Here is a 23,980-nt window from a genome sequence, read left to right as displayed (position 1 = left end):
GAAACTCGTGTATCAATTAAAAAGTTCATCAACAGACAATTTGGACTGAGTGACCCAATTCTTGAAATGTAAGTCAACCTATTGGAGGACATCTTTGTACTCTGTCATTGTTTGCAACACTACCCTTTTAATAACATCCCACTGCTGGCAATAAAATGAATCTCTTGTTTTTAGCCTTGCTTTATGTTTAGCAAACCAAGCAGCTATAGAAAGAAAAATATGATTTCTTTGCGCTTAACCAGTATGTGCCTGACAACGCTCAATACCACATGTTTGCTTTATTTCACGATGATAGACTTCGATAGACCAACGATGTTCCATGATTTTTTTTACCTCATTTCGGGTAGGATCTTTCATATTTGTTGTTATGAAATCAATGCGGCCATTTTTAGCCTCAAACTTGAATACCGTTACCCAACCATAGCCACGTAAGTGAATCAAAAGCCCTTCATCGGGAATCTCCAGCGTTTCTAAAGTAACATCACGGTTAACCTTGCGGTTTTTACGCAATGAAGTTACCCATACCCAGCCAAGATCTCTAATACATTTGAGGTTATCGAGACTGGAATGCCATGAATCCATTACAACAGCATGAGGCTTAATCCCCCGAGCCTTAACCCATTAATTTAAAATGCGAAACTCGTGATTTATTTACTCATGCGTACGCCCTGGAGGCAAATCTCGATTGACTATTGTTTTATTTGTATTAGATTAAATTTTTAATTAGTTGTATTTTTTATTTTAAAATTATTTTAATTTTAAGGATTATTCATTATGCTTTCACTTTTAAAAAAAGTTTATTTTATTCTAATGATCAAGCTACTAAGTTCAAACACCTTGGTGGCAAATACTTATAATATATTCGGAGTGGCGTACCAACAAGGCTCAGAGATAGGAAAGGGTGATATCAATATTGTCTACCAGCTTACGCCTACCTCAAAGTCAAACAACAATAACGATATTTGGTACATAAAGAAGGCGCAGCCAAAACTTGCTAATCAGCATTGTATCGATAAATTTGGCTCATTTTTTGTTTACGCCATTGGTTTAGGGCCGACTACCTTATTTAGTTTTGATCCGAATCAAGCCCTCCATTTTTTCCAAAAAAAAGCACCAGGAGAAACCATTGAAGAATTGGCATTTGTCCTAAATAAAGATTTTAGATTGGCCTACTTAAGGTTTATGAAAGGCATCCTCTCCTCTGGCTTGGATTTCGATGATTTAAAGTTTGATAATCTTTCATACGATCCCCAAAGCAAAAAAGTTTTTGCCTTTGACACAGGACTTATGTCGGACATGCTAAAGCTTCACTTAGAGGCCAAAACGGAGCCAACATTCCCGACTGAAAAAGAACTTCTAGAAAGATACCAAAATATTATCTTCGACATAAAACATTTATATTCCAAGAATAAAATTGGTTCCCTATTCGATAGTGAGCTAGATGAAATAGGAATGCCCAATGAGTCGGAATTTAGGACTTATTCTCAAAGCGATGGCTTAAAACTTATCTTTGCCAGTGCTTTTCTGACTTTTAACCGTATTATTAGAGAGATAGTTCCAAAAACAGTAAGCCAAGAATCCACTCAGAAATTAGTACAGAGTGCTGCCGTTTATGAAAACTACCTCAGGAATCTTCTAGTAAGCGCTAATGCTAATATTAATGAACAGGCAAGAGAGATGAGCGCCGCCATTAAAGATGCACAAGCTCAGTTATTGCTTTTTAATAAGCTCGACTTTGGTCGAAATTGAAACGAATCGGCAGCTTCAAGAGAACAGAAGATTGGAATAACCTGATCTACCCTCAAGAGCTGCCGAGAAATGCAAATAGCACATTTTATAAGAGGGTATCCGAAAAGGGTTACCCAAAAATTTTGAGGTCGAACTACTGTTCAAAAGAGAACGAAATTCATACCGTCGTTGTTGAAAATTAATCTATGCAATCAAAAATGCAACGACGTAAATTATGAAAAATCGATGCAAGACTGATTTGAGTGATGAGCAGTGGCGACTTATTGAGCCGCTAATTCCACCAGCAAAGCCCGGCGGAAGACCACGTAAGACTGATATGCGCGATGTAGTCAATGGCTGCCGCTACATGCTTAGAACTGGATGTCAGTGGGAGCTTCTTCCGCTAGACTTTCCACCCAAATCAACGGTGTATGAGTATTTTTCGACTTGGTCGAAGGACGGTACCTTTGAGCGCATTTTGCATGTCCTGCGCGATATGGTGAGGGTTGACGCTGGAAGAAGCACAGAGCCAAGCGCTGCAATCGTCGACAGTCAAAGCGTTAAAACTGCGGTCCCTGCAATAGAAAAAGGATACGACGGTGCCAAGAAGATCAAAGGTCGTAAGCGTCATCTAGCAACAGATATTTTGGGCCTTGTCCTTGCGGTTGTTGTTCACTCTGCGGCGATTTCAGAGCGGGCTGGAGCGAAACTGCTTCTGCGACGATTGAAGCCATTATTTTCCAGCATAAAGATCTTTTTTGGCGATGGCGGGTATAGTGGCGAGCCGCTTAAACAGTGGGTATCAGATCTTTTCAATGCTTTGTTGAAAATAGTAAAAAGACCTCGAAAAAAATTTCAGATCGTCAAATTTCGTTGGGTCGTTGAGAGAACTTTCGGTTGGCTCAACAGCCAAAGGCGACTGAGCAAAGACTACGAGTATCTACCTCGCAACTCTGAGGCGTGGATCAAATTTGCGGCCATAAACACCATGACAAGGAGGTTACGACCAGGATAGAGCTTTTCTTCTTCGATAGACGTGTTCGCGATCATCTTTCATGGCATAGATTTGATTAGCCTTGCGATGCTATGCTCTCGAACAGATATTTATGGGTCCTGGGCAGAAAACTATAGAAAGCCACCTGCTTTTTTTAAATTTATTTCTCTACGATCATGCCCGAAGGCTAAAACTTTTCGGATGCCCTCTCAAAATTGGATCAACTTGACGCGCGTTACGCTACATGTTACATATGATGGCATGATAAAGTCTTGGCAACACAAAGGTGTTAGAGAATTTTTCCTAAAAGGAAGCAAAAAGGGAATTATAGCCTCCCATGAAAAGCGCCTTAAAATCATTCTACAGCGGCTCAATGCTGCCATTGATGCCAAAGACATGAATACACCGGGAATGAGATTTCATGAACTCAAAGGAGATCTGAAAGGCTTTTACTCGGTTACGGTAAGCGGAAATTGGAGAATCATTTTTGAGTTTGTAGAAAATGATGCCTATTTAATCGATTACCTTGATTATCATTAAGGAGGATTTGACGTGCATAAACCACTTCACCCAGGTGAAATAGTAAGAGATGCCCTTTGTAATGAAGAAACAGGGTTAACCGTTAGTGAAGCCGCGCAAAAGCTTTGCGTGCAAAGAACTACCCTTTCGAGGCTTTTTAACGGACACTCTGGCATTAGTGCTGAAATGGCTATGCGTCTTGCTATGTTGTTGGGAACAAGCATCGAAATGTGGCTAAATCTTCAGCGCGACTATGAAATTTGGAAGGTTCAAAAAATGAGACCTAAGCCAAAAATACGGCAGCTGAAATTGGCAGCCTGAACATAAAAAAATCCAAAGGCTTTCTAAGAGGAAAGCCTTTGGAAGTATTATGAAACTCGGTTATGCTTTTCAGAGAGCCATGAAACGAAAACCATTCATATTAATTTAAATAAGGTTCCAAACTAAAATCTTGTTCAACAAAAACATTCAGTCTCTTACCCATAGGTACCTTGATAGTAGGAAGGGTGGATAGCATTTTATCAGCTATCCTGTTTCCTAGTCGAGAAGTCTCTTGAGCCAATGAGTTGCCCAGTTCTTGAGTCAAGTTCGCTGAATTTTGGTCATATTTCCCTTGAGTTATTCGGACACCTGCATTTAGTGCTGTTGTCAGTAAAAGTCCAATTACGACCTTGTCATAGTGGTTGTTGACTGTGCCATTTGTTCCGCTGGTTCCACTCGAATCCACACCCGTCATAGCACCTAAATCAACTGAACGCTGGTTAGGAAAAATAATTCGTTTCCAGACAACTTGTGCCCGTGTTTGTCCGTGATTAATTTGTGATTGATATTCGCCGATTAATTTAGAATTTTGTGGATTGACATCCTCTCCGGCATGAATGCCGGGAGATTCCTGACCCTACGCAGCGAGTGCTACTTTAGGTTGCAGGCTTAGAACGGTGTGCCCCACCGCCAAGATATTTTTAGCCGCATTTATATCGGCGTTTTCTTTATGTCCACAACTTACACAAACAAAGTGCGCCTGGCTTAAGCGGTTTTCCTTTTCGGTATGTCCGCAGCTTGAGCACTTTTGCGAGGTATAGCGAGGATCTACCAGCAACAATTCACCACCAAGATGCTCCAGCTTATAGTTCAGCATGCTTTTAAAGCTGTGCCAACCTTGATCCAAAATCGAACGGTTTAAGCCTGACTTGGCCGCCACCATCTTTCCTGGTTCTTCAATGGTTCCACTGGCCGACTTGCTCATATTCGCCACCTTTAAATCTTCAAGCACAACCAAAGCGTGGTTTTTGCTGATGTCAGTGCTTACTTCGTGCAAATAGTCTTGCCGGATATTGAATATTTTTGTGTGTAGTTTGTTGATTCTCTTTTTAAGTTTTTTAAAGTTCGAAGATCCTTTTTTCTTTTTAGTTAATCGTTGTTGCAGCTTCGCTAAACGCGTTTGCCGCTTCTTAAAACTATTTTTGGCTTCGTATACTCGCCCATTCGAAAGAGTGGCGAATTTTGTAACTCCCAAATCAACGCCCACTATGGAAGTTGAGTCATGGACCGGTTTTGCCACTTCTTGTTCAGTTTAAATTGAAACAAACCAATGCTCACCTTTTTTCGATACAGTGGCATTTTTGATGGTGCCTAAAATATCCCGGCTTTTAAAAAATCCCACCCAACCGATTTTAGGCAAAAATACTCGATTGTCACTAACTTTGATGCCCTGCGGATATCTAAAACTATCGCATTGGCCTTTCTTTTTGAACTGAGGAAATTTCTTAGCGCTCTTTTTATTGAATGCGTCTTTAATGTCCCGGTCTTGAGCCATTAAAGTTTCCTGAAGGCTCTGCGATGGGCAATCACCTAGGAAAGTATGCTCTTTTTTCCATTCAAGCAAAAGCGGCGCCATTTTGTAATATGAAAGCGTATACTCTTTGTTCTCTAAACGTTCCTTTTGATATGCCAAAGCTTTATTCCAAACTAAGCGATTGCAACCAGCAATGCTTGCCAACTGCACCGAGGTGATACTATTGGTCTTAAGTCTGAATTTAAAAGCTTTTTAAATATTCATAGCTTTTATTTTTCAATAGGTCTGGTCTAATGTCAAGCGAAGTTCGTACTGGAAGACATGTTGTTTTTAATCTTCACGCTCATTTGGTTTTTGTGACAAAATATCGAAGAAAAGTGCTTAATAAAAATATACTTGATGATATGAAAAGAATTTTCGAAAAAATTACCAATGAACATCAGGTGATTTTGAAAGAATTTAATGGTGAAGAGGATCATGTGCACATGCTCATTCATTATCCACCAAAAGTCTCAATCGCTAAGCTAGTAAATAGCCTAAAAGGTGTTTCGTCACGGAGACTTAGGCAAAACTGGCCTGAGCTAGAAAAAAGATATTACAAAGGTGTGTTGTGGTCACCGAGCTATTTTGCTGGCTCTTGCGGTGGGGCGCCGGTCGAAATCGTGCGCAAATATATTGAAGCACAAAATTCTCCAGGCTAGAAACACTGTCGGTAAACGCGCATATTATCCTCTTCATAAATGAAGAGATTTTGATGCGCTAAGGGATAAAATTCCGCTTTGCTAGCAGCTTAAGCTAAGAAGGCAGATGAAGATGAATAAATTCCTTCCATTTTTCAAAAAATTTTCTATCCAGCCCATCTAAAAGAGCTCCTTTTCTGCCCATGATTTCTCCTACGAGCAAAAAATAGTGGCAGTTATTTTCGTTGTCCAATAATAGTTGAGCTTTTTTTTTCGCCATACAAAAATCTCTGACCTCAGATAAAATATCTTGAATTTTTTTCATATTTTTAATTTCTTTTTTAATTTTTTTGCCAAAGATATTTCTTAGAAACTTCAATTTATATAAATAATTTTTACTAATGATTCTTAGTTTATGTTGTTGTTCCGTAGAGAGCCCCCACAATGAGCGACTTTTATCAAGAAATTTTATAAGCGTAGTTCGATCCTGTTCTAATATTCGCCTGCAAGCATCCTTTATTGCTCTATCGATATTTCTTGCACGATAAAAGATTGTAAGTGACTCTATGAGGCCAGATATTTTTTTCAAAATATTTTCAGAGTATTTTTCATCAAAAATTTTTCTGATTCTATCATACTCTTTTAGATAAATTTGATTAATATCGTCTTCGATTTTTTTATACCACTTCTTTTTTGATAGAGTAAGTATTGGCACTGGGAACAGCATCTGCTTAAACACATCCCAATCACGTACAATGCTTAGTTCAGATCTTAGTTTTTTGAGTTCGTGGGTTATATTTTTATAATGAGCAATCTCAGGAAAAATATCAGTTTGCATCTCTATCAAAACATAGAGTTTTCTCAGTGAAATTCTTATACAATGGAGATTTTTCGCATGGCCCTTACTTTCCTCTAAAAGCTCAGCAAAGTCCTTGATATCCTTGAGGCATTGCTGCATGGGCCAAACAAAGTTGCGAATTGCCTGATTCTGATCCATATGCACATATCACCAACATTTTAATGACGTGTAAACGAGCACCTACTCAAAAAATTGAAACGGGCTTAGACGCACAATGAAATCCATGCTGTTTATTTTTAAAACATTATGCGCCCTGAAAATTTTTTACAAAACTAAAGATTCTTTTTTTCAAACCAAGAAAACAAGTAAATGACAACAAACCAGAAGGCTCCTATCATCAACCATTGAGAGATACCAAAAAATTCAGGAATGCTTATTTTTCCTAGATCTTTTATGCTTAAAATATTTGTTTTCACCCAAGGATAAATTTCGGCATAGATAGCTGCTCCCAAAATCATCCCTAAAACGGCAAAAATCGCATGCCACCGTCCTTCCCCTAACGCTCCGACTGAAGTTCCAGGGCAATAGCCCATAATTCCCCAACCAATACCAAAAAGCCCTCCGCCTATAATGATTCCTCCCACATTCATGGGTTTATGACTCAATGAAATAAGATTTAAATCGGAAAGGAGGGTTACGCCTACCATCCCCACCAAAATGGCCGATAACATAAATTTAAAAATGGTCATGTCTCGAAATAGTAATGCGCCAATCTGCTTTTCAAAGCGCAAGACGCGTCCTTTTTGCAACAAAAACCCAAAAATTATTCCAGTAATAAGTCCCAAAATAAGTTCTGTACTCATGAGGATTTTCTCCTATACACTAGGTGAGCAACTACCACACCACCCAAAAAGAACATGATGAGCGCAAGCAGGCCGCTCATCGATAGCTGCATAAGCCCGCTCAATCCGTGACCACTGGGGCATCCTCCAGCCATCCGTGCACCTATCATAGCAATGGCACCACCTACAATTGCCCATAGGGCGCGACGACTAACAGAATTTCCAAACCGTTCTTGCCAAATGGGAGGCACTTTTTCCCACTTAAAACTTTTATCTGACTTTGCTGAAATAAGCGCACCCAAAAAAATACCAATTACAAATATGAACTGCCAGTCAAACTTGACATGCTCTTCACTGTAATATTTATTGTTCTCGACATGTTCACCCGCAACACTCGATTCAAGTAGTCCTGCAGCTCTCACAAAAGTGGTAGAAGCTCCAAGGTAGTGCGTCTTTCCAAGCAGTTGGGTTGTAAAATAAGCAGACGCTATCGCCAAAAACCCAACGAGAGCTCCGGCTATGTAAGGACTATAGCCCCCTGCTTTTTTGTTAAAAGTTTGCATGTGCATCCCCTCTATGTAAACGGCACTGACAGTATGTCTATATTTGAGTTAAAAACCTAATTTATAACACTAGCGACCAGCCCGTGAGTCTTGAACCTTTTTCAATGCAGCGTTAAGGTCGTTTTTGTCCACATACTGAGCATTCCTGATGGTTGCATGTATTCTCGCTTCGTTAACAAAGGCTTTAATTTCTGCAGCAGACCAGTTACGCGTTGCTCTCACATAGTCTTGAGCTTTTGCATGGGTTATGGCTGGAGCCAGAGAAAAGTAATGTCCTAAAATTGCTTTTCGAGCAATCTCATCCGGAAATCCAATTTTTATTTTTCGATCAATACGTCCCGGCCTAATTACCGCAGGATCAATGCTACTTAACAAATTAGTAGCGGCAATAATAAAAATATCGTTTCTATCCTCTTTGCTAAATCCATCAAGCTCTGTGAGCAATTGATTAACGACCTGTGCATTTTTTTTCTCTTCGCTTCGAACACCTGCTACAGCATCAAATTCATCAATAAAAATAATTGCTGGTTTATTTTTCCTGGCAAGCTCAAAGAGTTTACGAACATTATCTGCCCCTACACCAACATATTTATTTTCAAAGCTAGCACCAGATGCAACAATAAAAGACACCTCTTTTTCCTTTCCAACTTCTCCAGCCAAGGCACGCGCCATGGCAGTTTTTCCCGTTCCAGGGGGCCCATAAAAGATAACACCGCTCGGAGGCTCTGCCCCCAAACGTCTAAAATCAGCAGGGTCTTTGAGATATTTTATGATATCTTTCAAAGACTCTTTGGGCTTTTCAAGTCCGGCAATATCGGCAAATGAACTTTTAATCTCTCCGCTTTTATAAATTTCAAAAATATTAGCTTCTTTAGGGAAATTCAAAAGTGGTATGTCAGAACCACTGTTGTTACTGAAAAGATCAAAAATATCTTTGCCTTCTGAATTATTTTTAAATTCAAATGGCTTACTTACTTCATGATTTGGTGATGAACCCCCGTATAAATCAAGTTTATCTGCAAGCCTATTGCTAGATTCTGGGATCGAATCACACGAAAATAGAACCAGTGCCCCAAAAAAACACGTAATTTTAATAATTTTTTGTAATAAATTACTTAATCTCATAATTAACCTTGAAAAACAATGTTAAAATATCTCATTTCAAAATATATCATCTTATCCATCTTTCACAATAGGAACACCTACATATAACAAAGAAATATACATCATAATTCTTTTCGCTTTAAATAAACCAAGGTTTCAATGTGTGTGGTTTGGGGAAACATGTCAAAGCTCTGACAATACTCCACCCGATAAAAACACGATAATGCACTGATATCACGGGCCAAAGTAGCAGGCATACAGGAGATGTAAATAATATGCTCTGGTAAATATTCAAGAATTTCTCGACAAACAACTGAGGCAAGGCCTGTTCTTGGCGGGTTAACTAAAACACAATCGGGCTGAAATTCGTTAAAGGCACTCCCTGCTAACTTTTCTACATCGCCCGCGATCCATCTTATGCCATAAAGCTTATTAGTTTTTTCATTTAGGCGGGCAAGACGAATAGATTCTGGGTTTACTTCAATACCGCAGAGCTCAATTCCCATGCTTCTTAATAAAATTGATGACGCACCGAAACCACAATACAAATCTAAAATTTTATTCATTTTATTTTTCTTGGCAAGCAAACTTATCTCATTATAAATGCCTTCGCTCTGCTGTGGATTCGCCTGCACAAAAACTTTTGGATTATAACTAAAAATTAAATTTCCCAAGGGAAATTGAATCACAACATTACCCAATTCAAAAAATTGATTACCTACTTTCCAAATGACTCCCTTAATAAGTTCGTTGTTTTCAATTTCCTTAGCAAAAATCTTTTTATAACTCCCCCGTGACCGCGAAAATTCAAAAAATAAAATAAATTGTTCACCAGATTTATGCACGGAAATTTCATAAGGAAGCTCTTCGCCCAATGAATGACATAACTTCCTAATTTTTGGTATTATCTCCCTTTCGCTAAAAATATGACAATTGCTAGCCTCAACAAGCGCATGGGACTTATTTTGCATAAATCCTAATCGCCCATTGTGCCAATGCAAACGAATATGGCGACGATAGTACCATTGTTCCTTTGAACTTTGAGGACCGTGCACACTAACATCTATTCTTCCAATTCTTTTTAAAGCATCCTCAACGAAATTCTTTTTAATATCGAGCTGAGAGCTATAATCAAGGTGCTGAAAGTGACATCCGCCACACTGAGCGAAAAATTCACATAAAGGTTGTATGCGCTTGGGTGAGGGGTTAACAACCTCAAGCAGTTGAGCACGGGCATAGGACTTTTTTTGTTGGACTAGTCTGATATTGATTCGCTCACCCTCAAGAGCCCCTGGTACAAAAACAACTTTTCCATCACAGCGCGCAATACCCTCCCCTCCAAAAGCCGTGGATTGCACAACACACTCTATCTGTCCTTTATTATTTATTGCCATCAAAAGAGTCTAATTTATTAAAATTTATGGTCAATCACCGATTATGCTTCCTAATTAAGCTGTTTTTTACTGCATCCACACGCTTAGTTGTTAGCATCAATTAATACAATAATATAAAACCAGTAAACACTGATAAATCATAGCGTTACTGTGTTTTTTAAATAAATTAGGTTGGAGAATTATTATGAAATATTTTATTTTTGCCTGCACTTTCAGCTGCTTGGCAGCAAATTTTGCTCTTTCAGCAAATAGCGATGAAGTGAATTACAATCAAGATAATATTGAACAATACGGCAACTACGATCAAGAAAATCTTAATTTACAAGATGGCAATAGCTCAAATATGGGTTGGTGGAATTTTGGCCGCCATAGAACAAATTTTTATAATGTTGGCTATGGTCATGGTTGCTGCCATCATCAATATACCAATTGTGGCTGCCCAAACTATCGCCGATACCACAGCTGCGGATTCAATAATTATAGCTGGGGATACTACAACCCAATGTATCTCTACAGAGTTCCTCCAATGGTAGAATAGTCTTTAGACTGTCTCTTCAAGCTGGAGCCCCAAGGGTTCCAGTTTTTTTTGCCATTTTTCAGCCATTCTCTTTAAAGAACTGGTAAACCGGGGCTCAACAATCACGTCTTTGATCTTTACCCAAGCTAGATTATGCGACTCCTCTGAAACCCAAAATTCTTTTTTTGGAGCTCTGAGCAAAAAACGCACATCATAATGCAAATGTTTAGGAACATCTTGATGTCGATCTATCGAATGTATTTCTAGATCAAAGATTCCTCCTTCAAGCGCTATGATTCCATCGATGCCGGACTCTTCATGCGCTTCTTTAAGCGCTACTTGCAAAACATCGCTCTCGCCATCTGCATGCCCACCAAGTTGTAACCACAATCCTATTTTTTTGTGATGAGTTATCAAAACTTCTTTATAGTCTGGACTTAATAGCCAACAAGATGCTGTTATATGGCCTTCTAGATTGCTGCGCAAAAAACAATCTCGATTGCTTTGAACAAAAGCAACAATAGCTTCTTGATCTTGTTGTTCTTTCTTATCGAGCGTTTTGTATTTCGCTAAAAGCTCTAGCAGTGCTTGGCGATGTGGCATGCATTTCATCCTTATCTTGAAAATTGTGTTAATAATCAACTTTGGTTCAATAAAAATGACCAAAGCTAACAAAAACACCACATCTGACAAGAAGCTCGAAGGCTCATAAGCAAATATGAGATAAAGCTAAGAGCTGTTCTTTGCGCTTTGAAAGCATAGTTTCATCTAGTTCCAAAACGCGATCAAAAGAGAACTTTTCAATGGCAAAACTAGACATTACGGTCCCTGCAACCATTGCTTCTTTAAGATGATTAATAGAAAAGCCATCTTTTGTATCGAGATATCCTAAAAATCCACCCGCAAAACTGTCACCAGCTCCGGTTGGATCAAAAACTTCTTCCACCAAAAATGCAGGCACATGAGCGACATGTGTGTCAAAAAATAAAAGCGCACCATATTCGCCACGTTTTATGACAATAATTTTTGCCCCAATTGCCAATGCGGCTTTTGCTGCTTTAATAATGTTATGTTCGCCAGTAAGACTTCTTATTTCGGCATCATTTACAAACAAAATATCTACCATTGAAATAGCTTGCTTAAGCTGATTTAATTTACGCTCAATCCAGAAATTCATGGTATCCAGAGCTTTTATTTTTGGCTTTGTCATTTGCTGTAAAACGTGAATTTGTAATTCAGGGTCAATATTTGCCAAGAAAACTGTTTCCGCATGACGGTAAGATTGTGGCAGCTGCGGCAAGAAGTCCTCAAATACATTGAGCTCTGTTTTAAGCGTTTGAGCTGAATTTAAATCAAAACCGTACTCGCCTTGCCAATGAAAAGAATATCCAGCTTTTTGAGCGATACCAGAAATATCAATATTTTTTTGTTTGAGCAGTTCTAAGTGGCTTTTTGGAAAGTCTTCTCCCACTACTCCAACCATGCAAATTTTTGTGTAAAATTGCGCGGCAATGGCAAAATAGTTAGCAGCTCCTCCAAGCGATTTCTCACGTTTTCCATGGGGAGTACTTACCGAATCAAAAGCAATCGATCCAACAACAACGATACTCATACTAGCTCCTACAACTCGTATAGCTTTCTTTGCCATGCTTTGGTGCAATCTGAGTTTTTTTATGAGGCTCAGTTGTCCTAATGCACTTTTTTTGCCATGGATGAGCTGATTTTCCTCTAACACACTGGACACCAAACCCATATGACATCTCGATTATTTGGTACAGATGGAATACGTGGGCCTATCACCTCTGCAAAGCTCGCCCCTGAAAACATGTGCAGGATTGGCAGAATATTAGGAGGATTGGCCCTAAAATCAGGAAAAAATTCCATCTTGATTGGGAGAGACACTCGTGCCTCAGGAAACTACATTGAATTGGCTTTAAGTTCAGGGATTACCTCGACAGGTATCAACTGCCAACTTTTGGGCATCATTCCTAGTGCAGCTGTTGCCCATGCAACTCAGGCGCAAGGTGCTGCCTTTGGCCTTGTTATCTCTGCTAGCCACAATCCAGCATGCGATAATGGAATCAAATTTTTTGGACCAGATGGATTTAAGATAGAGCTGCAACTCGAGCAACTTATAGAAGAGCAATACAATAATTCAAGTATCCTGCTTGCTCCTCCATCACCTTCCCCAGGCTTATGCATACAGAATGAAAGTGCTCAACAAAATTATTTAGAAGCATTGCTCTCTGGCATTGATCGTTGTGTATTAAGAGATAAACGAATCGTTATTGACTGCGCCCATGGGGCGGCATCATTTGTTGCTCCTCAACTTTTCTCATCACTGGGTTTAGATGTAAAAATTATCGGTGCTTCTCCCGATGGATACAATATTAATCAAGACGTTGGCAGCGAACACCCAAAAAACTTAGAGGAAGCCGTCATCGACTTCAGAGCAGATTTGGGCATTGCTTTTGATGGCGACGCTGATCGCGTTGTCTTTGCCAATGAAAAAGGAACTTTAATTAACGGTGATGCGATACTTGCATTGTTTGCAATATTTCTGCAAAAAAAATCAATGCTCGAAAATAACACCCTGGTGAGCACTATCATGAGCAGCGTAGCCTTAGATCAGGCGCTCCTACCTTTTAATATTAAAGTTGAAAAAACTCCTGTTGGCGATAAATATGTGGCTCGCCACATGCGTCAAAACAATTTTACTTTGGGCGGAGAAAATTCTGGGCATCTCATTATGTTCCCCCATACCTACACAGGAGATGGAATTTATTTTGCTCTTCAGCTCATAGAAATTATCTGTTCATCTGCTAGAACAATCTCTGAACTTACAAATTTTTATCAGCCTGTCCCAAGTATTTTAAAAAACCTCGACGTCTCAAAAAAAATTCCTTTAAGTGAATTGCCGTCAACTTCTAGACTCATAGCCGATTCCAATGAGAGCCTAGAAAATTTAGGCAGAGTGGTTGTGCGTTATAGCGGCACCGAAAATAAACTAAGAATCCTTGTTGAAGCTTCTTCTAGTCAAAAATGCAAAAATATCGCCCAAGACATTGCGGCTGAATATGAGCGGGAAGCTCGCCATTTTTTGAAAGAGTCTCTGATCTAGCGCTAGCAAAAAAATCAATCAACTAGCGCCCTAAGGTTAAGGTTAGTTATCAAGTAAAAACTGCTATATAAATACTCGAAAATGAGAAAAATGGTTAAAAAAAGCAAATAAGAGAATCTTAATAACACACCAATCACTCACTTGTTAAATTTTTGTTCCTTATAAAAAGATGAAAATTTAACAACTTGAATTGATTTTTAATCCCACTCTATCTTTTCTTGAATTTTAAATTGTTTATTTAGTGGCGCTAATGGTGCACGAACATCGTCTGGTTTTCGTTTTCTAATATTCTCTTCAATTATTTTTAAATACATTTTCTCTATTTTCTTTCCACTATACCCTTTTGCTTTATTATTTTTATTCCTTAGGCAATAATTAAAAATCTCTTCTATAAAAGATTTTTTTTCAGCACTCTCCATTTCCATATCAAATGCCCTTTGGGCAATTAATCTTAAATCTGATTCAAATTCATTTAAGTCATAACATGAACGATGCTTATGATTTATTAAAACACATATTTTTATAATTTTTAATGTTTCAAAATCAACAACTTCTATCAATAAATTAAAAAAAAACGAATTATTAAAAAACAAATCAGTTATTTGTTCAAGACTAAATTTGCCATATTTTTGCGGTGATGATTTCAATAGTTTATAGACTTCTTCATATCGCTCCTTACGATAATTCTCTCTGTTCTCAGGGTTTTCTATGAATTTAGACTGCAAAATAAGATTCCTAATTTCATTTATGTTTACTATTAGACTTTGAAAATCTGAATCACTCATGCATTGAGCATCAATTTTGCTTTCAGATAATTCAATTATTTCGGCAGCCCTTCCCTCAATGTTAATTAATGCAATTAAAATACCTGCCAATAATCCAAATAATTTCATGCAAATTTCCTTTTTTTTGAGTAAGCACATAAATTATTGATGTTTTTTGGCTCATAATAACCATGACAGCAATCTTCTCTTTTACCCATGTACAAGCTCCCCCTAAAAATTGCTACGAGGAGGTTTAGAGGGAGTAATGGAACCGGCAAGTCACTTAAGGGTTTACAAGACTCTTAACGGCCTTAATTCTTCTCAACATGCTTAGCGCAACTTTTCGCTTCAATGCGCAAAAAATAGGCTAAGACGAAGAAATATCTTTTTTGGCCTTTGATGAAAATAGAAAAATTATTGGCGGATTGATTCTATTCGCTGAAAAGCAGTCCATCTTCATTTATATACTCTGGGTTTATAAAAACCATAGAGGAAGAGGAATCGGATCTAAATTAATGAGAGCGGCTGAAAAAGAAGGTCGTCAAAGAGGAGTGGCCTATTCTACAACAGACACATTAGCTTTCCAGGCTGCCAATTTCTGCCAAAAGCTTGGATACCATGAAATAGGTATAATGAAAGACTACATAGAAGGCCATGACCGCATTTTTTTCCGTAAACTGCTCACAACAAAGTAGCTCACCTTCCCCAATGAATTGGGGCATTTCTTGGTCATTCCACATTTTATTGGGAACAGGCGAGAGGATAAGCAAGCAGTCTAGCTTAATTGGGAGTGTCTGTCAGTTCAAGTTTGAACCGTTACATTTTATAGCTTAAACATGCAAAACCTTACACTTCATAGATGTCTTTGTCAGAAACTTTAAAATTGACCTTCACTAAGCACAGGCCATGGGCGGGCGCCATAATACCAGCAGCCTGGCGATCTTTGGCATCAAGAATATTTTTTACATCAACGGGGTTTCTTAAGCCCGTGCCAACTTCTACCAAAGTGCCAACTATGTTGCGTATCATGTAGCGTAAAAAACCATTACCCTCTACTTCGATAACGACAAAGCACTGTGAAACTCGTGCAATGGTAATTTTTTTTAGATATTTGACAGGATTTTTAGCTCCACACCTTCTCCCTCTAAAAGATGAAAAATCATGCTCACCAATTAGATTGAGTACTGCTTTTTTCATGGCATCAATATCTATGCTTGGAGCGATATGCCAAGCTAAGTTCTGAGTTTCGGTATCAGCGCAATTATCCAAAATAGTGTAGCGGTATAGTTTGCCATGAGCATTTGCTCTTGCATGGACATGGGGCGAGACTCTTTTCACAAATTTAATAAAAAGACCTGGCTCCTGAGTTCTTAATAATCCTTCAATTGTTGAACTGGCATCACAAGGATTTCTAAGATAAAAGGTTACAAAATTATCTAAAGCCTGCACTCCTCTATCGGTACGGGCAGCTACACACATTGCACATGCTTTTTGCCCAGCCAATTGTTCAATGCGTTCGCGCAACGCACCCAAAACAGTTCTCAGACCAGGCTGTTCTTGTACTCCTAAGAAACCTTCTCCCAAATAAGAAAAACTCAGTAAAAAGCAGGTGCGTTCTTTAAATTTTTTGCTGTCCATTATCTAAACTTCGTTGCTGATGCTCAATGGGAACTTGGGTGCGAATATTTTTTAAATACTCTAAATCTATTTCTGCACAGGCTATATCGTTGTTATTGCCACATTGAGCAATAAGGGTTCCCCAAGGATCCACAATCACGGCATGACCGTAAGTAACTCTATTATTTTCATGATATCCACTTTGAGCTGCAGCTAGGACATAGCTTTGTGTTTCAATGGCCCGCGCTCTACACAAAATCTCCCAGTGGGCTTTACCAGTCGTATCGGTAAATGCTGCAGGCACAAGAATGACCTGAGCTCCCATGTTTCTAAGAGCCCAATACAAATAAGAAAAACGTATATCGTAGCAAATTGATAAGGCAACTTTAAAAAAAGGCGTTTGATGGCAAACTATAGCCTTCCCTGGGCGTACAGAACTATCTTCACGATAAGTACTTCCATCAGGTAGGCTCACTGAGAAAAGATGTATTTTTCTATAAACTTCAACAATGATGCCTTTGTCATCTATGAGCACATGCGAATTATAAAATTTTTTTTCACCAGCTATTTGCTCCTGAAATCCTCCTACAGAAATCCACATTTTATTTTTTTGAGCTAAATCACTTATGAACTTTATGCTCTCTCCGTTAAGAGGCTCTGCCATTCTAAAAGCATCGTGATTATTGCCAAAATAAACACAATTTTCTGGCAGGCTTAAAAATTTTGCCTGCCGTGCTCGAGCTTTTGCCACAATTTTCTCGATCTTTGACAGATTAACTTCCTTATCAGAACCTGAGGTCATTTGCCCTACAGCAACAATAACAGCCATATATTCTCCCTTCGTTTCACAAAGCACTGTCTAAAAATAATGACGTCTTTTCATAAAGGCCAGCTTCGAACAATAAAACTGTTTCATATGTGATGTTTTTTTGAGCCCATACCCAGGCTTGAGCAAGTTAGGTTGGAATAATTTTATCAAGCTTATTATTCTTATTGAGCTGTTCTTAATCCCTCACGAGAAAAAAATGATATTGAAATGGCGTTTTTTGCTTCTCTTGTTTGCATATCTTTTATCAATAAGTAGTTTTTCAGGACCCACTTTCTCATTAAAACCCCAAGGCCTGGGCCAACTAATAAAGCAAGCTCAGCTCAAAAACCCTCAAGCTCAGTATCTTTTGGGCACTTATTATATGACTCAAGTTTCGAATAAATATAGTCGCATGAAAACAAAATTTTGGTTTCAAAAAGCTCTGGAGAATAATTATGCTCCTGCGGGCTATTCGCTTGGTTTGTATTTACTGAAACAAGGTCCTAAAAAAAATAAACAGGCTATTGAGATTCTTTTAGTAAGTGCAAAACTTGATTGTCCCTTCTCTCAATATCTTTTGGGTACCTTAGATTCAAGTTATTCAAGCTTGCAAGAACAAGCCCAGAAGCAAGGAATTGACTGGGAAGCTTATATAAGGCACGAGGATTACATTCTTCATATGAATAGTGTTTTTCTAGAAAAAGAATAACGTACATTCTCTGCCAGCTGTGCGACGGTTCTTTTATTAAGCTCTAAAATTTTTCTGGAAGTTTGCATCCGCTAATTTTGTTAGCAGTGCATGGATAACCTTGAAAGGCTAAGAATGTTTCTTAGCAACCCGATCGAATTATTAGATAGCTTGGCTCGTTCGGGGCCAGGTATTCAACGATCTCACATCGGCCACAAAGCATTTATATTTGTATTTAACGCTCAAGCTGCTCGTGAAATTTTAGTCACCTATGCAGATGCTTTTGGTAAAAACGATACTATTTTGAAAAAAATAACTCCTATTACCGGTGAGCATGGACTGGTACAACTCGAGGGAAAAGCTTCACAGGAAGTACGAAAAAAATCTCGCGCAATTTTTAGCCAAGATAATTTGGCTCATCTGCAAGCTGTCATCGAAGAAATTGCTTTATCCTATGTCAGCTCAATCCCTAATGATAGAGCAATTGCTATCGATGAACTCATGACCGAACTTATTCTTAATACGGCTTTTCGCATTTTTTTGGGTGTGAACTATAAAGATTCTTCTAAAAAAGTTGGACAAGAGTTTTTACGGCTCAACCATATTTGTGGCAATCGCATCAATCAGCTCATATCACTACCGCTTTGGTTACCATCAAGACAGAACAAAGAAATAATTGCGCTTAAAAATTCCATCAGAGGCTTTATTCTCTCAACGCTCAAGCAAGAGACATCCAAACAAGAAAAAAACATTGTAAATTTATTTTCAAAGAGCCCTCATATTATTGATCAATGCATGACCTTTTTATTTGCAGGACATGAGACTACAGCTTCATCTTTGGCTTTTACTTTTTTGCTGTTGACCCGGTATGCGCATTATCAAGACCGTATCGCCAATGATTTTATTTTCACCAAAGCTATCTATCAAGAAAGCCTTAGGCTCTATCCTCCGGCCTACATGGTGACAAAAAAAGCTAAAAAAAATACTTCTATACAAGGATTAAACATTTACAAAGGCGATCAAATAATCATTGCTATTAAGCAAATTCATAACAGCCACACTTATTTTAAAGACCCTCATATTTTTGATCCCAACAGATTTATTGATTGCCACCATAATCCAGCTTTTATGCCATTTAGCCTAGGAAACAAATCATGTGTTGGAGAAAGACTCGCCTATCTTGAGGCATGCATTATCTTACAAATTTTTTGTAAAAATTTTTACATTGAGCCGGTCGGCCACTCAATAGAAACAGAGCAGCTCATCACGCTTCACCCCAAAAGTGGTCAAAAGATAAAATTTAGCAAGAGATGATTAATGTCCAAAGCAAACAAACAAAAAATCGATACTATAGAAGTCGATATGCTCATCGATCATTATGTGTCGGTCATAGATAACCGTCCAAAAGCTCTGTTTTCTCGATTTCTTGTCAAGGGTTATACCTATACAACACTAGATACTGTTAATGAGAGCTATTTTAAATCAGCACTCAAGGCTAAAATTTTATTGGGCATGCTCATCACTTTGCTCGACGATATGGCCGACAATCCACATTATTTTAATCCGAGCTTATTAAAAATTTTATACAAAGTTGGCGGTCCATGTCAGTGCGGATACCAGGAAGTACAAAGTGAAAAAGAAAAACAAATTATTGAGCTTACTCAACTTCTCATCAAAAACATTCAAAATATTCTGCACGGTTTGCCCAATTGGCAAGCATGCCAAGAAATTTTTCTCTTTGATGTGTGGCAGATTTATCTTGCTAATCGTTATTCCGAACTTATGACAGCCTTTCCCTCGATCAGAAACATGACCGAAGCCAAAATCTATGGTCCTTTCAATATGGGTATGGTTGCCGCTGGCATGATCGATCTTATGGCGCTCAATAAATTTAACGAAAAAGAACTGGGAGTATGCCGTGAGATTTTTTTAATAGGTCAAAGGCTCGGCCGTATCGGCAATCTTATCGCCACCTTTGAAAGAGAAAAAAAAGAATGTGATGGCACTAATGAAATGGCTCTTTATCTAGAAAAATTTCCTCACACTCAGCACAAATATTTATCTACGCTCAAAAAAGAGCACCATAAAGGCATAAAAAAAATCAAAAAGAAAAAAGCATTGCTCCGCAGTTTTAATACAAAACGCTACAGTCGCGGTCTAGAAAAATTATTTAAACTTCATCTTTCTATGATGGGCACTATTTGAATTCTATTTTTGCGCACAGATAAGATCCAGCTTCATGAGAGCGCTTACAAGTCTTTCTATGGCAAATTTATAATTGGTTTTGAATTGTTCATGGGTAGAAATATTTGAATCTACAAAATCTGAAATAGCTTTGAGGGCAAACATAGGTGTATGACACAGAGAAGCAACTTCAGCGACAGCAGCAGCTTCCATATCCTTAGCATCGGTATTAAAGAGCTGCATTTTTTTATGGTCATCAATCGATGCAAAAACAGCATCTCCACTTGAAACAATGCCCGCTTTAATAGCAGGAGGAACTTTTATATCTGCAGACAAAAATGCCCCTTTCTCAAATTCATGATAAGCCTCAACAGGAATGTGCCGCCCGTGGTAATAAATTGGGCCGCAACTTAAAAAAACATCCCCTATGTGAGCTCCCTTAGATTTAAAACCACCAGCTGTGCCAACACTCGCCAAAGCTTTAGGGTTTATCACTTTGATGGTTTCCCACGCGGCAAGAGTTGCAAATTGAGTGCCGATTCTATCGACTTTATACTTTGGGCACTTACCAAAAAGCACCAAAGCGGTTTTTGAGTCTTCTGATAGAAAAATTCTCAGCCCAAGCCTCGCATCAAAAACGTCGAACGATTCCCGCATATCAAGAGCATCTATGATCGGCTCTGCCTCTAATGAAAGTGCACACAAGATAGCAAGAGAAATATCCATTTCACCCTCTATAAAGGGAGCTTCAGCTTTTTTTTAGCAAACCATCAATTTTAAAGGCATGCTCGGTATTTTTATCAAAGAAAAATTCAATCTTGGGCGTCTTTCTTAGATTCAGCTTTTGAGAAACTTCATGACGAAATTCAGAGCGATGAGTTTTCATTACCTGCTGCGCACCGTTTTCATCAATATTACCAAACACTGAATAGAAAATTTTGGCCAAACCATAATCTGGTGTTACCTCAACTCGGTTGATGGTAAGCACGCAAGATGGAATAAGCGAATGATGCCGTGACATTTTTTCACACACAACTTTCCTAATGGCTTCACCCATTCTTTCTTTTCTAAACGTCGGCATCATTACTCCCCAAACTATGCTGAGTGGCTATTCTCAACATCTTTATTCTTTCCTTCGGAAGCTGAAATAGATTCCGATAATTTTGCTTCAACTTCCTTAAGCTCAAAGCATTCCAAGATATCGCCTTCTTGGAAGTCACTGAAACCATCCAAAACAATTCCGCACTCATAGCCTGAACCAACTTCTTTGACATCATCTTTAAAGCGCTTAAGACCAGCAATGCTGCCAACAAAAAGCTCATCATTCTTACGTTTGAGACGTATTTTTGCAGAGCGAACAATCTTGCCATCAAGCACATAGCTTCCGGCAATCTTGCCATGTTTGGATACAGAAATAATCATTCTCACTTCGGCTTTACCCAAATAGCGTTCTTCAACTACAGGAGCTAGTAATCCGGCCATTGCTTTTCTAACATCATCGATTGCTTCATAGATAACAGAATAATAGCGAACATCTATTTTCTCTTGAGCGGCCAAGGCCTGGGCTTTTCCATCGGCCTTAATATTGAAACCGATAATAATGGCTTGCGATGCCATCGCCAAATTCACATTACTTTCCGTAATCGTGCCAACACCAGAGTGAACAATTTCTACTTTAACTTCTTTGGTTGATAAATTTTCTAGGGAAGCGGTCAAAGCCTCTGCTGAACCGTATACGTCGGCTTTTACAATCAAGCGCAAAGTCTTAGCTTCTTCTCCCGGAGCCTGTGCCAAAAAGTTTTCCAAAGAAAAGTTTTTAGTTTTAAGCAATTCCTTCTCTCTGTTTTTCTGAGCACGATGATTAGCAATGGTTTTTGCAGTCTTATCATCTAAAACAGCATTCACCTGATCACCTGCGGTTGGCACACTCGAAAGCCCCAACACCTGCACAGGAATCGATGGACCAGCTTCTTTAAGCAACATACCATTGGAGTCATACATAGCACGCACACGTCCCATGCATTCACCAGCTACAACATAATCACCTTGTTTTAGGGTGCCTGACTGAGTCAGAATTGTTGCCACAGGACCTCGACCTTTATCGAGTTTTGCTTCTACTACGCATCCGGATGCTGGCTTATTTGGATTTGCTTTTAATTCCAATACTTCAGCTAAAGCGGCCAAACCAGCAATCAGATCATCCAAACCTGTTTTCTTTAGAGCTGATACTTTAAAAAACTGGGTATCACCGCCCCACTCTTCTGGTTGAAGACCAAGTTCTGATAACTGTTGCATAACCCGCTCAGGTTTAGCATCTGGTAGATCCATTTTATTAATGGCAACCACAACTGGCACTTTAGCGGCTTTGGCGTGATCAATAGCTTCCCTTGTTTGAGGCATCACTCCGTCGTCTGCTGCAACAACAAGCACCACAATGTCGGTAACTTCAGCTCCGCGGGCTCTCATAGAAGTAAAAGCTTCATGTCCAGGAGTATCCAAAAACGTTACAGCACCGTGTTCAGTCTCAACAGAATAAGCACCTATGTGCTGGGTAATTCCCCCTGCTTCGCCCTTAACAACGGAAGTCTGTCTCAATGCATCGAGCACACTTGTTTTTCCGTGATCGACGTGCCCCATAACCGTTACAATCGGTGCTCGTGGCAATAGGTTTTCGGGCGAATCCTCACTCTCTTTAATCAGGTTCGCCTCTTCAAAGGCTACGTTTTTGATTTCGAAACCAAATTCGCTGGCAACAATGGATGCTGTATCGAAATCGATCGCCTCATTGATAGTAACCATCATTCCCATGGAAAGAAGTTTACTTACAACCTGACCAGCCTTGATCGCCATTGCATGAGCAAGATCATGAACCGTAATCGCATCGGTCATTTCAATAACGCGTTTATGAGCAGCAGCCTGAGTAAGAGTAGTTGCTTTGCCCTGAGTTTTTAAAGCTGATGATTTTTTCTTACGTCCAGGGGCAAGCCATAATTCTCTGCCGCCAGAGGACGTATCTCTCATTTCACGCGAATAGTTGGTTGACCCCTTTTTCTTTTTAGAAGGCCTGCCTCCGGGTTTTTGTGATGCGTCAGGCCCCGCCGGAGGTTGAGGAGAAACTGCTTGCGGGACATAAGGCTCACGTTCTGTCGCGCCGCCAAAATTTCTACCAGCACCGGCAGCTCCTGAACGAGGACTACCTCCGGATCGTGCGTGAGCTCCTCCGCTATACCCCCGTCGCTGAAAAGAGCGACCTTCTGAGGCGAGTCGTGCCTTAATAGCATCCGCATCGATTACACGCACAACATTACTCGGAGGAGTTTCCTTTGTTGCACTGGTTGCATTGGAGGGTTTGTCAGTTTTCACAACTTCAGGACGGAAACCAGCATCGAATCGTGCTTCTTTTTGCGCTGGGGCCACTTTTTCTTCCTTATCAAGCGTTGGTTTACTAACAACCTCTTTTTCGCTTGCGGATGTAGTAGGTTGTAACTCGATCTGTTTTTCAACAGGTTCACTTTCTTCAGAATTTTCTACTACTGCTAAGTTTTTCTTTTCTTCAGCAGCCGTCTTCAATTCATCGACGGGAGATGAAGCTGGCGAAGCATTAAGCTCCTCCGGCAGGTTTTCTTCAGCTTGATCTCTACGTCTTCTTAATACGGTTCTTGGCCTACTTGTCACAGCTACTGCGTCTCCACTAGGTGATAGTCCCAAAGCTTTGTATGCCTTCTGCTCATCGACACTGCTTGAATGGGTACGAACTTCGACACCATTGGCAATGAGCTTGGCAATAACTTCCTGGTTGGACATATTTAATTTTTTTGCCAATTCATGCACTCGTAATTTACCCATTCAACATCCCCTTACCA

At 39.2% G+C, this 23,980-nt stretch carries 26 protein-coding genes and 1 pseudogene; 11 read left to right on the top strand and 16 right to left on the bottom strand.

The window, feature by feature from the left end; translation table 11 throughout:
• Window positions 1-234 precede the first annotated feature (234 nt).
• Window positions 235-582 carry a transposase gene (locus H6731_11215; protein USN50804.1) on the bottom strand — a complete coding sequence of 116 codons (348 nt, stop codon included), beginning with the start codon at window positions 580-582 and terminating at the stop codon, window positions 235-237.
• Window positions 583-774: 192 nt separating this feature from the next.
• Between H6731_11215 and H6731_11210 the strand changes: the two genes are divergently transcribed.
• From H6731_11210 to H6731_11195, 4 genes are all read left to right on the top strand, one after another.
• Entirely contained in the window at window positions 775-1,749 is a 975-nt protein-coding gene (locus tag H6731_11210; GenBank protein USN50803.1) for a hypothetical protein, read from the top strand.
• Window positions 1,750-1,963: 214 nt separating this feature from the next.
• On the top strand, window positions 1,964-2,743 hold the full coding sequence (locus H6731_11205) for an IS5 family transposase (protein USN50802.1): 780 nt from the start codon (window positions 1,964-1,966) through the stop codon (window positions 2,741-2,743).
• Window positions 2,744-2,983: 240 nt separating this feature from the next.
• A complete protein-coding gene (locus H6731_11200; GenBank protein USN51989.1) occupies window positions 2,984-3,262 on the top strand; it encodes a type II toxin-antitoxin system RelE/ParE family toxin in 279 nt (92 codons plus the stop codon).
• Window positions 3,263-3,274: 12 nt separating this feature from the next.
• A complete protein-coding gene (locus tag H6731_11195) occupies window positions 3,275-3,562 on the top strand; it encodes a HigA family addiction module antidote protein (GenBank protein USN50801.1) in 288 nt (95 codons plus the stop codon).
• Window positions 3,563-3,662: 100 nt separating this feature from the next.
• Here H6731_11195 and H6731_11190 read toward each other — a convergent pair whose 3' ends face one another.
• On the bottom strand, window positions 3,663-4,121 hold the full coding sequence (locus H6731_11190) for a TrbI/VirB10 family protein (GenBank protein USN51988.1): 459 nt from the start codon (window positions 4,119-4,121) through the stop codon (window positions 3,663-3,665).
• 18 nt (window positions 4,122-4,139) lie between these two features.
• A pseudogene (tnpB, locus tag H6731_11185) lies at window positions 4,140-5,300 on the bottom strand (IS200/IS605 family element transposase accessory protein TnpB).
• 29 nt (window positions 5,301-5,329) lie between these two features.
• On the opposite strand from tnpB, the gene tnpA reads away from it, so the two are divergent.
• Entirely contained in the window at window positions 5,330-5,737 is a 408-nt protein-coding gene (gene tnpA / locus H6731_11180; protein ID USN50800.1) for an IS200/IS605 family transposase, read from the top strand.
• A gap of 94 nt (window positions 5,738-5,831) precedes the next feature.
• Here the strand turns inward: tnpA and H6731_11175 are convergent, their stop codons facing one another.
• From H6731_11175 to H6731_11155, 5 genes are all read right to left on the bottom strand, one after another.
• Complete coding sequence (locus tag H6731_11175) at window positions 5,832-6,713, bottom strand: CHAD domain-containing protein (protein ID USN50799.1); 882 nt, start codon at window positions 6,711-6,713, stop codon at window positions 5,832-5,834.
• A gap of 134 nt (window positions 6,714-6,847) precedes the next feature.
• On the bottom strand, window positions 6,848-7,378 hold the full coding sequence (locus H6731_11170; protein ID USN50798.1) for a YeeE/YedE family protein: 531 nt from the start codon (window positions 7,376-7,378) through the stop codon (window positions 6,848-6,850).
• Entirely contained in the window at window positions 7,375-7,926 is a 552-nt protein-coding gene (locus tag H6731_11165; GenBank protein ID USN50797.1) for a YeeE/YedE family protein, read from the bottom strand. The genes H6731_11170 and H6731_11165 overlap by 4 nt, the downstream gene beginning before the upstream one ends.
• Before the next feature lie 63 nt (window positions 7,927-7,989).
• Window positions 7,990-9,045: an AAA family ATPase gene (locus H6731_11160; GenBank protein ID USN50796.1), complete on the bottom strand. Its 1,056-nt coding sequence runs from the start codon at window positions 9,043-9,045 to the stop codon at window positions 7,990-7,992.
• Between the two features lie 101 nt (window positions 9,046-9,146).
• Window positions 9,147-10,418, bottom strand: a complete 1,272-nt coding sequence (locus H6731_11155; GenBank protein USN50795.1) for a class I SAM-dependent RNA methyltransferase — start codon at window positions 10,416-10,418, stop codon at window positions 9,147-9,149.
• Window positions 10,419-10,602: 184 nt separating this feature from the next.
• Here H6731_11155 and H6731_11150 point away from each other — a divergent pair, with 184 nt between their 5' ends.
• Window positions 10,603-10,956: a hypothetical protein gene (locus tag H6731_11150; GenBank protein ID USN50794.1), complete on the top strand. Its 354-nt coding sequence runs from the start codon at window positions 10,603-10,605 to the stop codon at window positions 10,954-10,956.
• 3 nt (window positions 10,957-10,959) lie between these two features.
• Here the strand turns inward: H6731_11150 and H6731_11145 are convergent, their stop codons facing one another.
• Together H6731_11145 and H6731_11140 are read right to left on the bottom strand one after the other, a co-directional pair.
• Window positions 10,960-11,538, bottom strand: coding sequence for an NUDIX hydrolase (locus H6731_11145; GenBank protein USN50793.1), 579 nt, complete (start codon window positions 11,536-11,538; stop codon window positions 10,960-10,962).
• 103 nt (window positions 11,539-11,641) lie between these two features.
• Window positions 11,642-12,547 (bottom strand): sugar kinase, encoded by a 906-nt coding sequence (locus H6731_11140; protein USN50792.1) that lies wholly within the window; start codon window positions 12,545-12,547, stop codon window positions 11,642-11,644.
• A gap of 141 nt (window positions 12,548-12,688) precedes the next feature.
• On the opposite strand from H6731_11140, the gene glmM reads away from it, so the two are divergent.
• Window positions 12,689-14,056 (top strand): phosphoglucosamine mutase, encoded by a 1,368-nt coding sequence (glmM, locus tag H6731_11135; GenBank protein ID USN50791.1) that lies wholly within the window; start codon window positions 12,689-12,691, stop codon window positions 14,054-14,056.
• Window positions 14,057-14,253: 197 nt separating this feature from the next.
• On the opposite strand, the gene H6731_11130 is transcribed toward glmM, so the two are convergent.
• Window positions 14,254-14,949 (bottom strand): hypothetical protein, encoded by a 696-nt coding sequence (locus H6731_11130; protein USN50790.1) that lies wholly within the window; start codon window positions 14,947-14,949, stop codon window positions 14,254-14,256.
• Between the two features lie 260 nt (window positions 14,950-15,209).
• Here H6731_11130 and H6731_11125 point away from each other — a divergent pair, with 260 nt between their 5' ends.
• On the top strand, window positions 15,210-15,515 hold the full coding sequence (locus H6731_11125) for a GNAT family N-acetyltransferase (protein USN50789.1): 306 nt from the start codon (window positions 15,210-15,212) through the stop codon (window positions 15,513-15,515).
• 151 nt (window positions 15,516-15,666) lie between these two features.
• On the opposite strand, the gene truA is transcribed toward H6731_11125, so the two are convergent.
• Together truA and H6731_11115 are read right to left on the bottom strand one after the other, a co-directional pair.
• Window positions 15,667-16,458: a tRNA pseudouridine(38-40) synthase TruA gene (truA, locus tag H6731_11120; protein USN50788.1), complete on the bottom strand. Its 792-nt coding sequence runs from the start codon at window positions 16,456-16,458 to the stop codon at window positions 15,667-15,669.
• On the bottom strand, window positions 16,439-17,266 hold the full coding sequence (locus H6731_11115) for a carbon-nitrogen hydrolase family protein (GenBank protein ID USN50787.1): 828 nt from the start codon (window positions 17,264-17,266) through the stop codon (window positions 16,439-16,441). The genes truA and H6731_11115 overlap by 20 nt, the downstream gene beginning before the upstream one ends.
• 361 nt (window positions 17,267-17,627) lie before the next feature.
• Here H6731_11115 and H6731_11110 point away from each other — a divergent pair, with 361 nt between their 5' ends.
• The 3 genes from H6731_11110 to H6731_11100 all read left to right on the top strand — a co-directional run bounded on the left by H6731_11110 (window position 17,628) and on the right by H6731_11100 (window position 20,138).
• A complete protein-coding gene (locus tag H6731_11110; GenBank protein USN50786.1) occupies window positions 17,628-17,954 on the top strand; it encodes a hypothetical protein in 327 nt (108 codons plus the stop codon).
• Window positions 17,955-18,068: 114 nt separating this feature from the next.
• Window positions 18,069-19,247 (top strand): cytochrome P450, encoded by a 1,179-nt coding sequence (locus H6731_11105; protein USN50785.1) that lies wholly within the window; start codon window positions 18,069-18,071, stop codon window positions 19,245-19,247.
• A 3-nt stretch (window positions 19,248-19,250) separates the two neighbouring features.
• Window positions 19,251-20,138, top strand: coding sequence for a hypothetical protein (locus H6731_11100; protein USN50784.1), 888 nt, complete (start codon window positions 19,251-19,253; stop codon window positions 20,136-20,138).
• 3 nt (window positions 20,139-20,141) lie between these two features.
• Here the strand turns inward: H6731_11100 and H6731_11095 are convergent, their stop codons facing one another.
• The 3 genes from H6731_11095 to infB are packed head-to-tail and all read right to left on the bottom strand — an operon-like array spanning window position 20,142 to window position 23,963.
• Window positions 20,142-20,843, bottom strand: coding sequence for a hypothetical protein (locus tag H6731_11095; protein USN50783.1), 702 nt, complete (start codon window positions 20,841-20,843; stop codon window positions 20,142-20,144).
• A gap of 22 nt (window positions 20,844-20,865) precedes the next feature.
• Window positions 20,866-21,201 carry a ribosome-binding factor A gene (locus tag H6731_11090; protein USN50782.1) on the bottom strand — a complete coding sequence of 112 codons (336 nt, stop codon included), beginning with the start codon at window positions 21,199-21,201 and terminating at the stop codon, window positions 20,866-20,868.
• A gap of 11 nt (window positions 21,202-21,212) precedes the next feature.
• Complete coding sequence (gene infB, locus H6731_11085) at window positions 21,213-23,963, bottom strand: translation initiation factor IF-2 (protein USN50781.1); 2,751 nt, start codon at window positions 23,961-23,963, stop codon at window positions 21,213-21,215.
• Between the last annotated feature and the right edge of the window lie 17 nt (window positions 23,964-23,980).

The organism is Myxococcales bacterium (assembly GCA_023898405.1).
Classification (GTDB): Bacteria; Myxococcota; UBA727; order UBA727; family JABDBI01.
This window is presented reverse-complemented; position numbering and strand designations above follow the sequence as displayed.

What these genes read in the sequence shown, in the direction of transcription:
- H6731_11205 (USN50802.1), top strand. Translation starts at nt 1,964, where the DNA reads ATGAAAAATCGATGCAAGACTGATTTGAGTGATGAGCAGTGGCGACTT.
- truA (USN50788.1), bottom strand. Translation starts at nt 16,458, where the DNA reads ATGGACAGCAAAAAATTTAAAGAACGCACCTGCTTTTTACTGAGTTTT.
- H6731_11095 (USN50783.1), bottom strand. Translation starts at nt 20,843, where the DNA reads ATGGATATTTCTCTTGCTATCTTGTGTGCACTTTCATTAGAGGCAGAG.
- H6731_11105 (USN50785.1), top strand. Translation starts at nt 18,069, where the DNA reads ATGTTTCTTAGCAACCCGATCGAATTATTAGATAGCTTGGCTCGTTCG.
- H6731_11165 (USN50797.1), bottom strand. Translation starts at nt 7,926, where the DNA reads ATGCACATGCAAACTTTTAACAAAAAAGCAGGGGGCTATAGTCCTTAC.
- H6731_11145 (USN50793.1), bottom strand. Translation starts at nt 11,538, where the DNA reads ATGCCACATCGCCAAGCACTGCTAGAGCTTTTAGCGAAATACAAAACG.
- H6731_11130 (USN50790.1), bottom strand. Translation starts at nt 14,949, where the DNA reads ATGAAATTATTTGGATTATTGGCAGGTATTTTAATTGCATTAATTAAC.
- H6731_11160 (USN50796.1), bottom strand. Translation starts at nt 9,045, where the DNA reads ATGAGATTAAGTAATTTATTACAAAAAATTATTAAAATTACGTGTTTT.
- H6731_11150 (USN50794.1), top strand. Translation starts at nt 10,603, where the DNA reads ATGAAATATTTTATTTTTGCCTGCACTTTCAGCTGCTTGGCAGCAAAT.
- H6731_11175 (USN50799.1), bottom strand. Translation starts at nt 6,713, where the DNA reads ATGGATCAGAATCAGGCAATTCGCAACTTTGTTTGGCCCATGCAGCAA.
- H6731_11115 (USN50787.1), bottom strand. Translation starts at nt 17,266, where the DNA reads ATGGCTGTTATTGTTGCTGTAGGGCAAATGACCTCAGGTTCTGATAAG.
- H6731_11155 (USN50795.1), bottom strand. Translation starts at nt 10,418, where the DNA reads ATGGCAATAAATAATAAAGGACAGATAGAGTGTGTTGTGCAATCCACG.
- H6731_11200 (USN51989.1), top strand. Translation starts at nt 2,984, where the DNA reads ATGATAAAGTCTTGGCAACACAAAGGTGTTAGAGAATTTTTCCTAAAA.
- H6731_11100 (USN50784.1), top strand. Translation starts at nt 19,251, where the DNA reads ATGTCCAAAGCAAACAAACAAAAAATCGATACTATAGAAGTCGATATG.
- H6731_11110 (USN50786.1), top strand. Translation starts at nt 17,628, where the DNA reads ATGACTCAAGTTTCGAATAAATATAGTCGCATGAAAACAAAATTTTGG.
- H6731_11140 (USN50792.1), bottom strand. Translation starts at nt 12,547, where the DNA reads ATGAGTATCGTTGTTGTTGGATCGATTGCTTTTGATTCGGTAAGTACT.
- H6731_11090 (USN50782.1), bottom strand. Translation starts at nt 21,201, where the DNA reads ATGATGCCGACGTTTAGAAAAGAAAGAATGGGTGAAGCCATTAGGAAA.
- H6731_11215 (USN50804.1), bottom strand. Translation starts at nt 582, where the DNA reads ATGGATTCATGGCATTCCAGTCTCGATAACCTCAAATGTATTAGAGAT.
- tnpA (USN50800.1), top strand. Translation starts at nt 5,330, where the DNA reads ATGTCAAGCGAAGTTCGTACTGGAAGACATGTTGTTTTTAATCTTCAC.
- H6731_11170 (USN50798.1), bottom strand. Translation starts at nt 7,378, where the DNA reads ATGAGTACAGAACTTATTTTGGGACTTATTACTGGAATAATTTTTGGG.
- infB (USN50781.1), bottom strand. Translation starts at nt 23,963, where the DNA reads ATGGGTAAATTACGAGTGCATGAATTGGCAAAAAAATTAAATATGTCC.
- glmM (USN50791.1), top strand. Translation starts at nt 12,689, where the DNA reads ATGACATCTCGATTATTTGGTACAGATGGAATACGTGGGCCTATCACC.
- H6731_11210 (USN50803.1), top strand. Translation starts at nt 775, where the DNA reads ATGCTTTCACTTTTAAAAAAAGTTTATTTTATTCTAATGATCAAGCTA.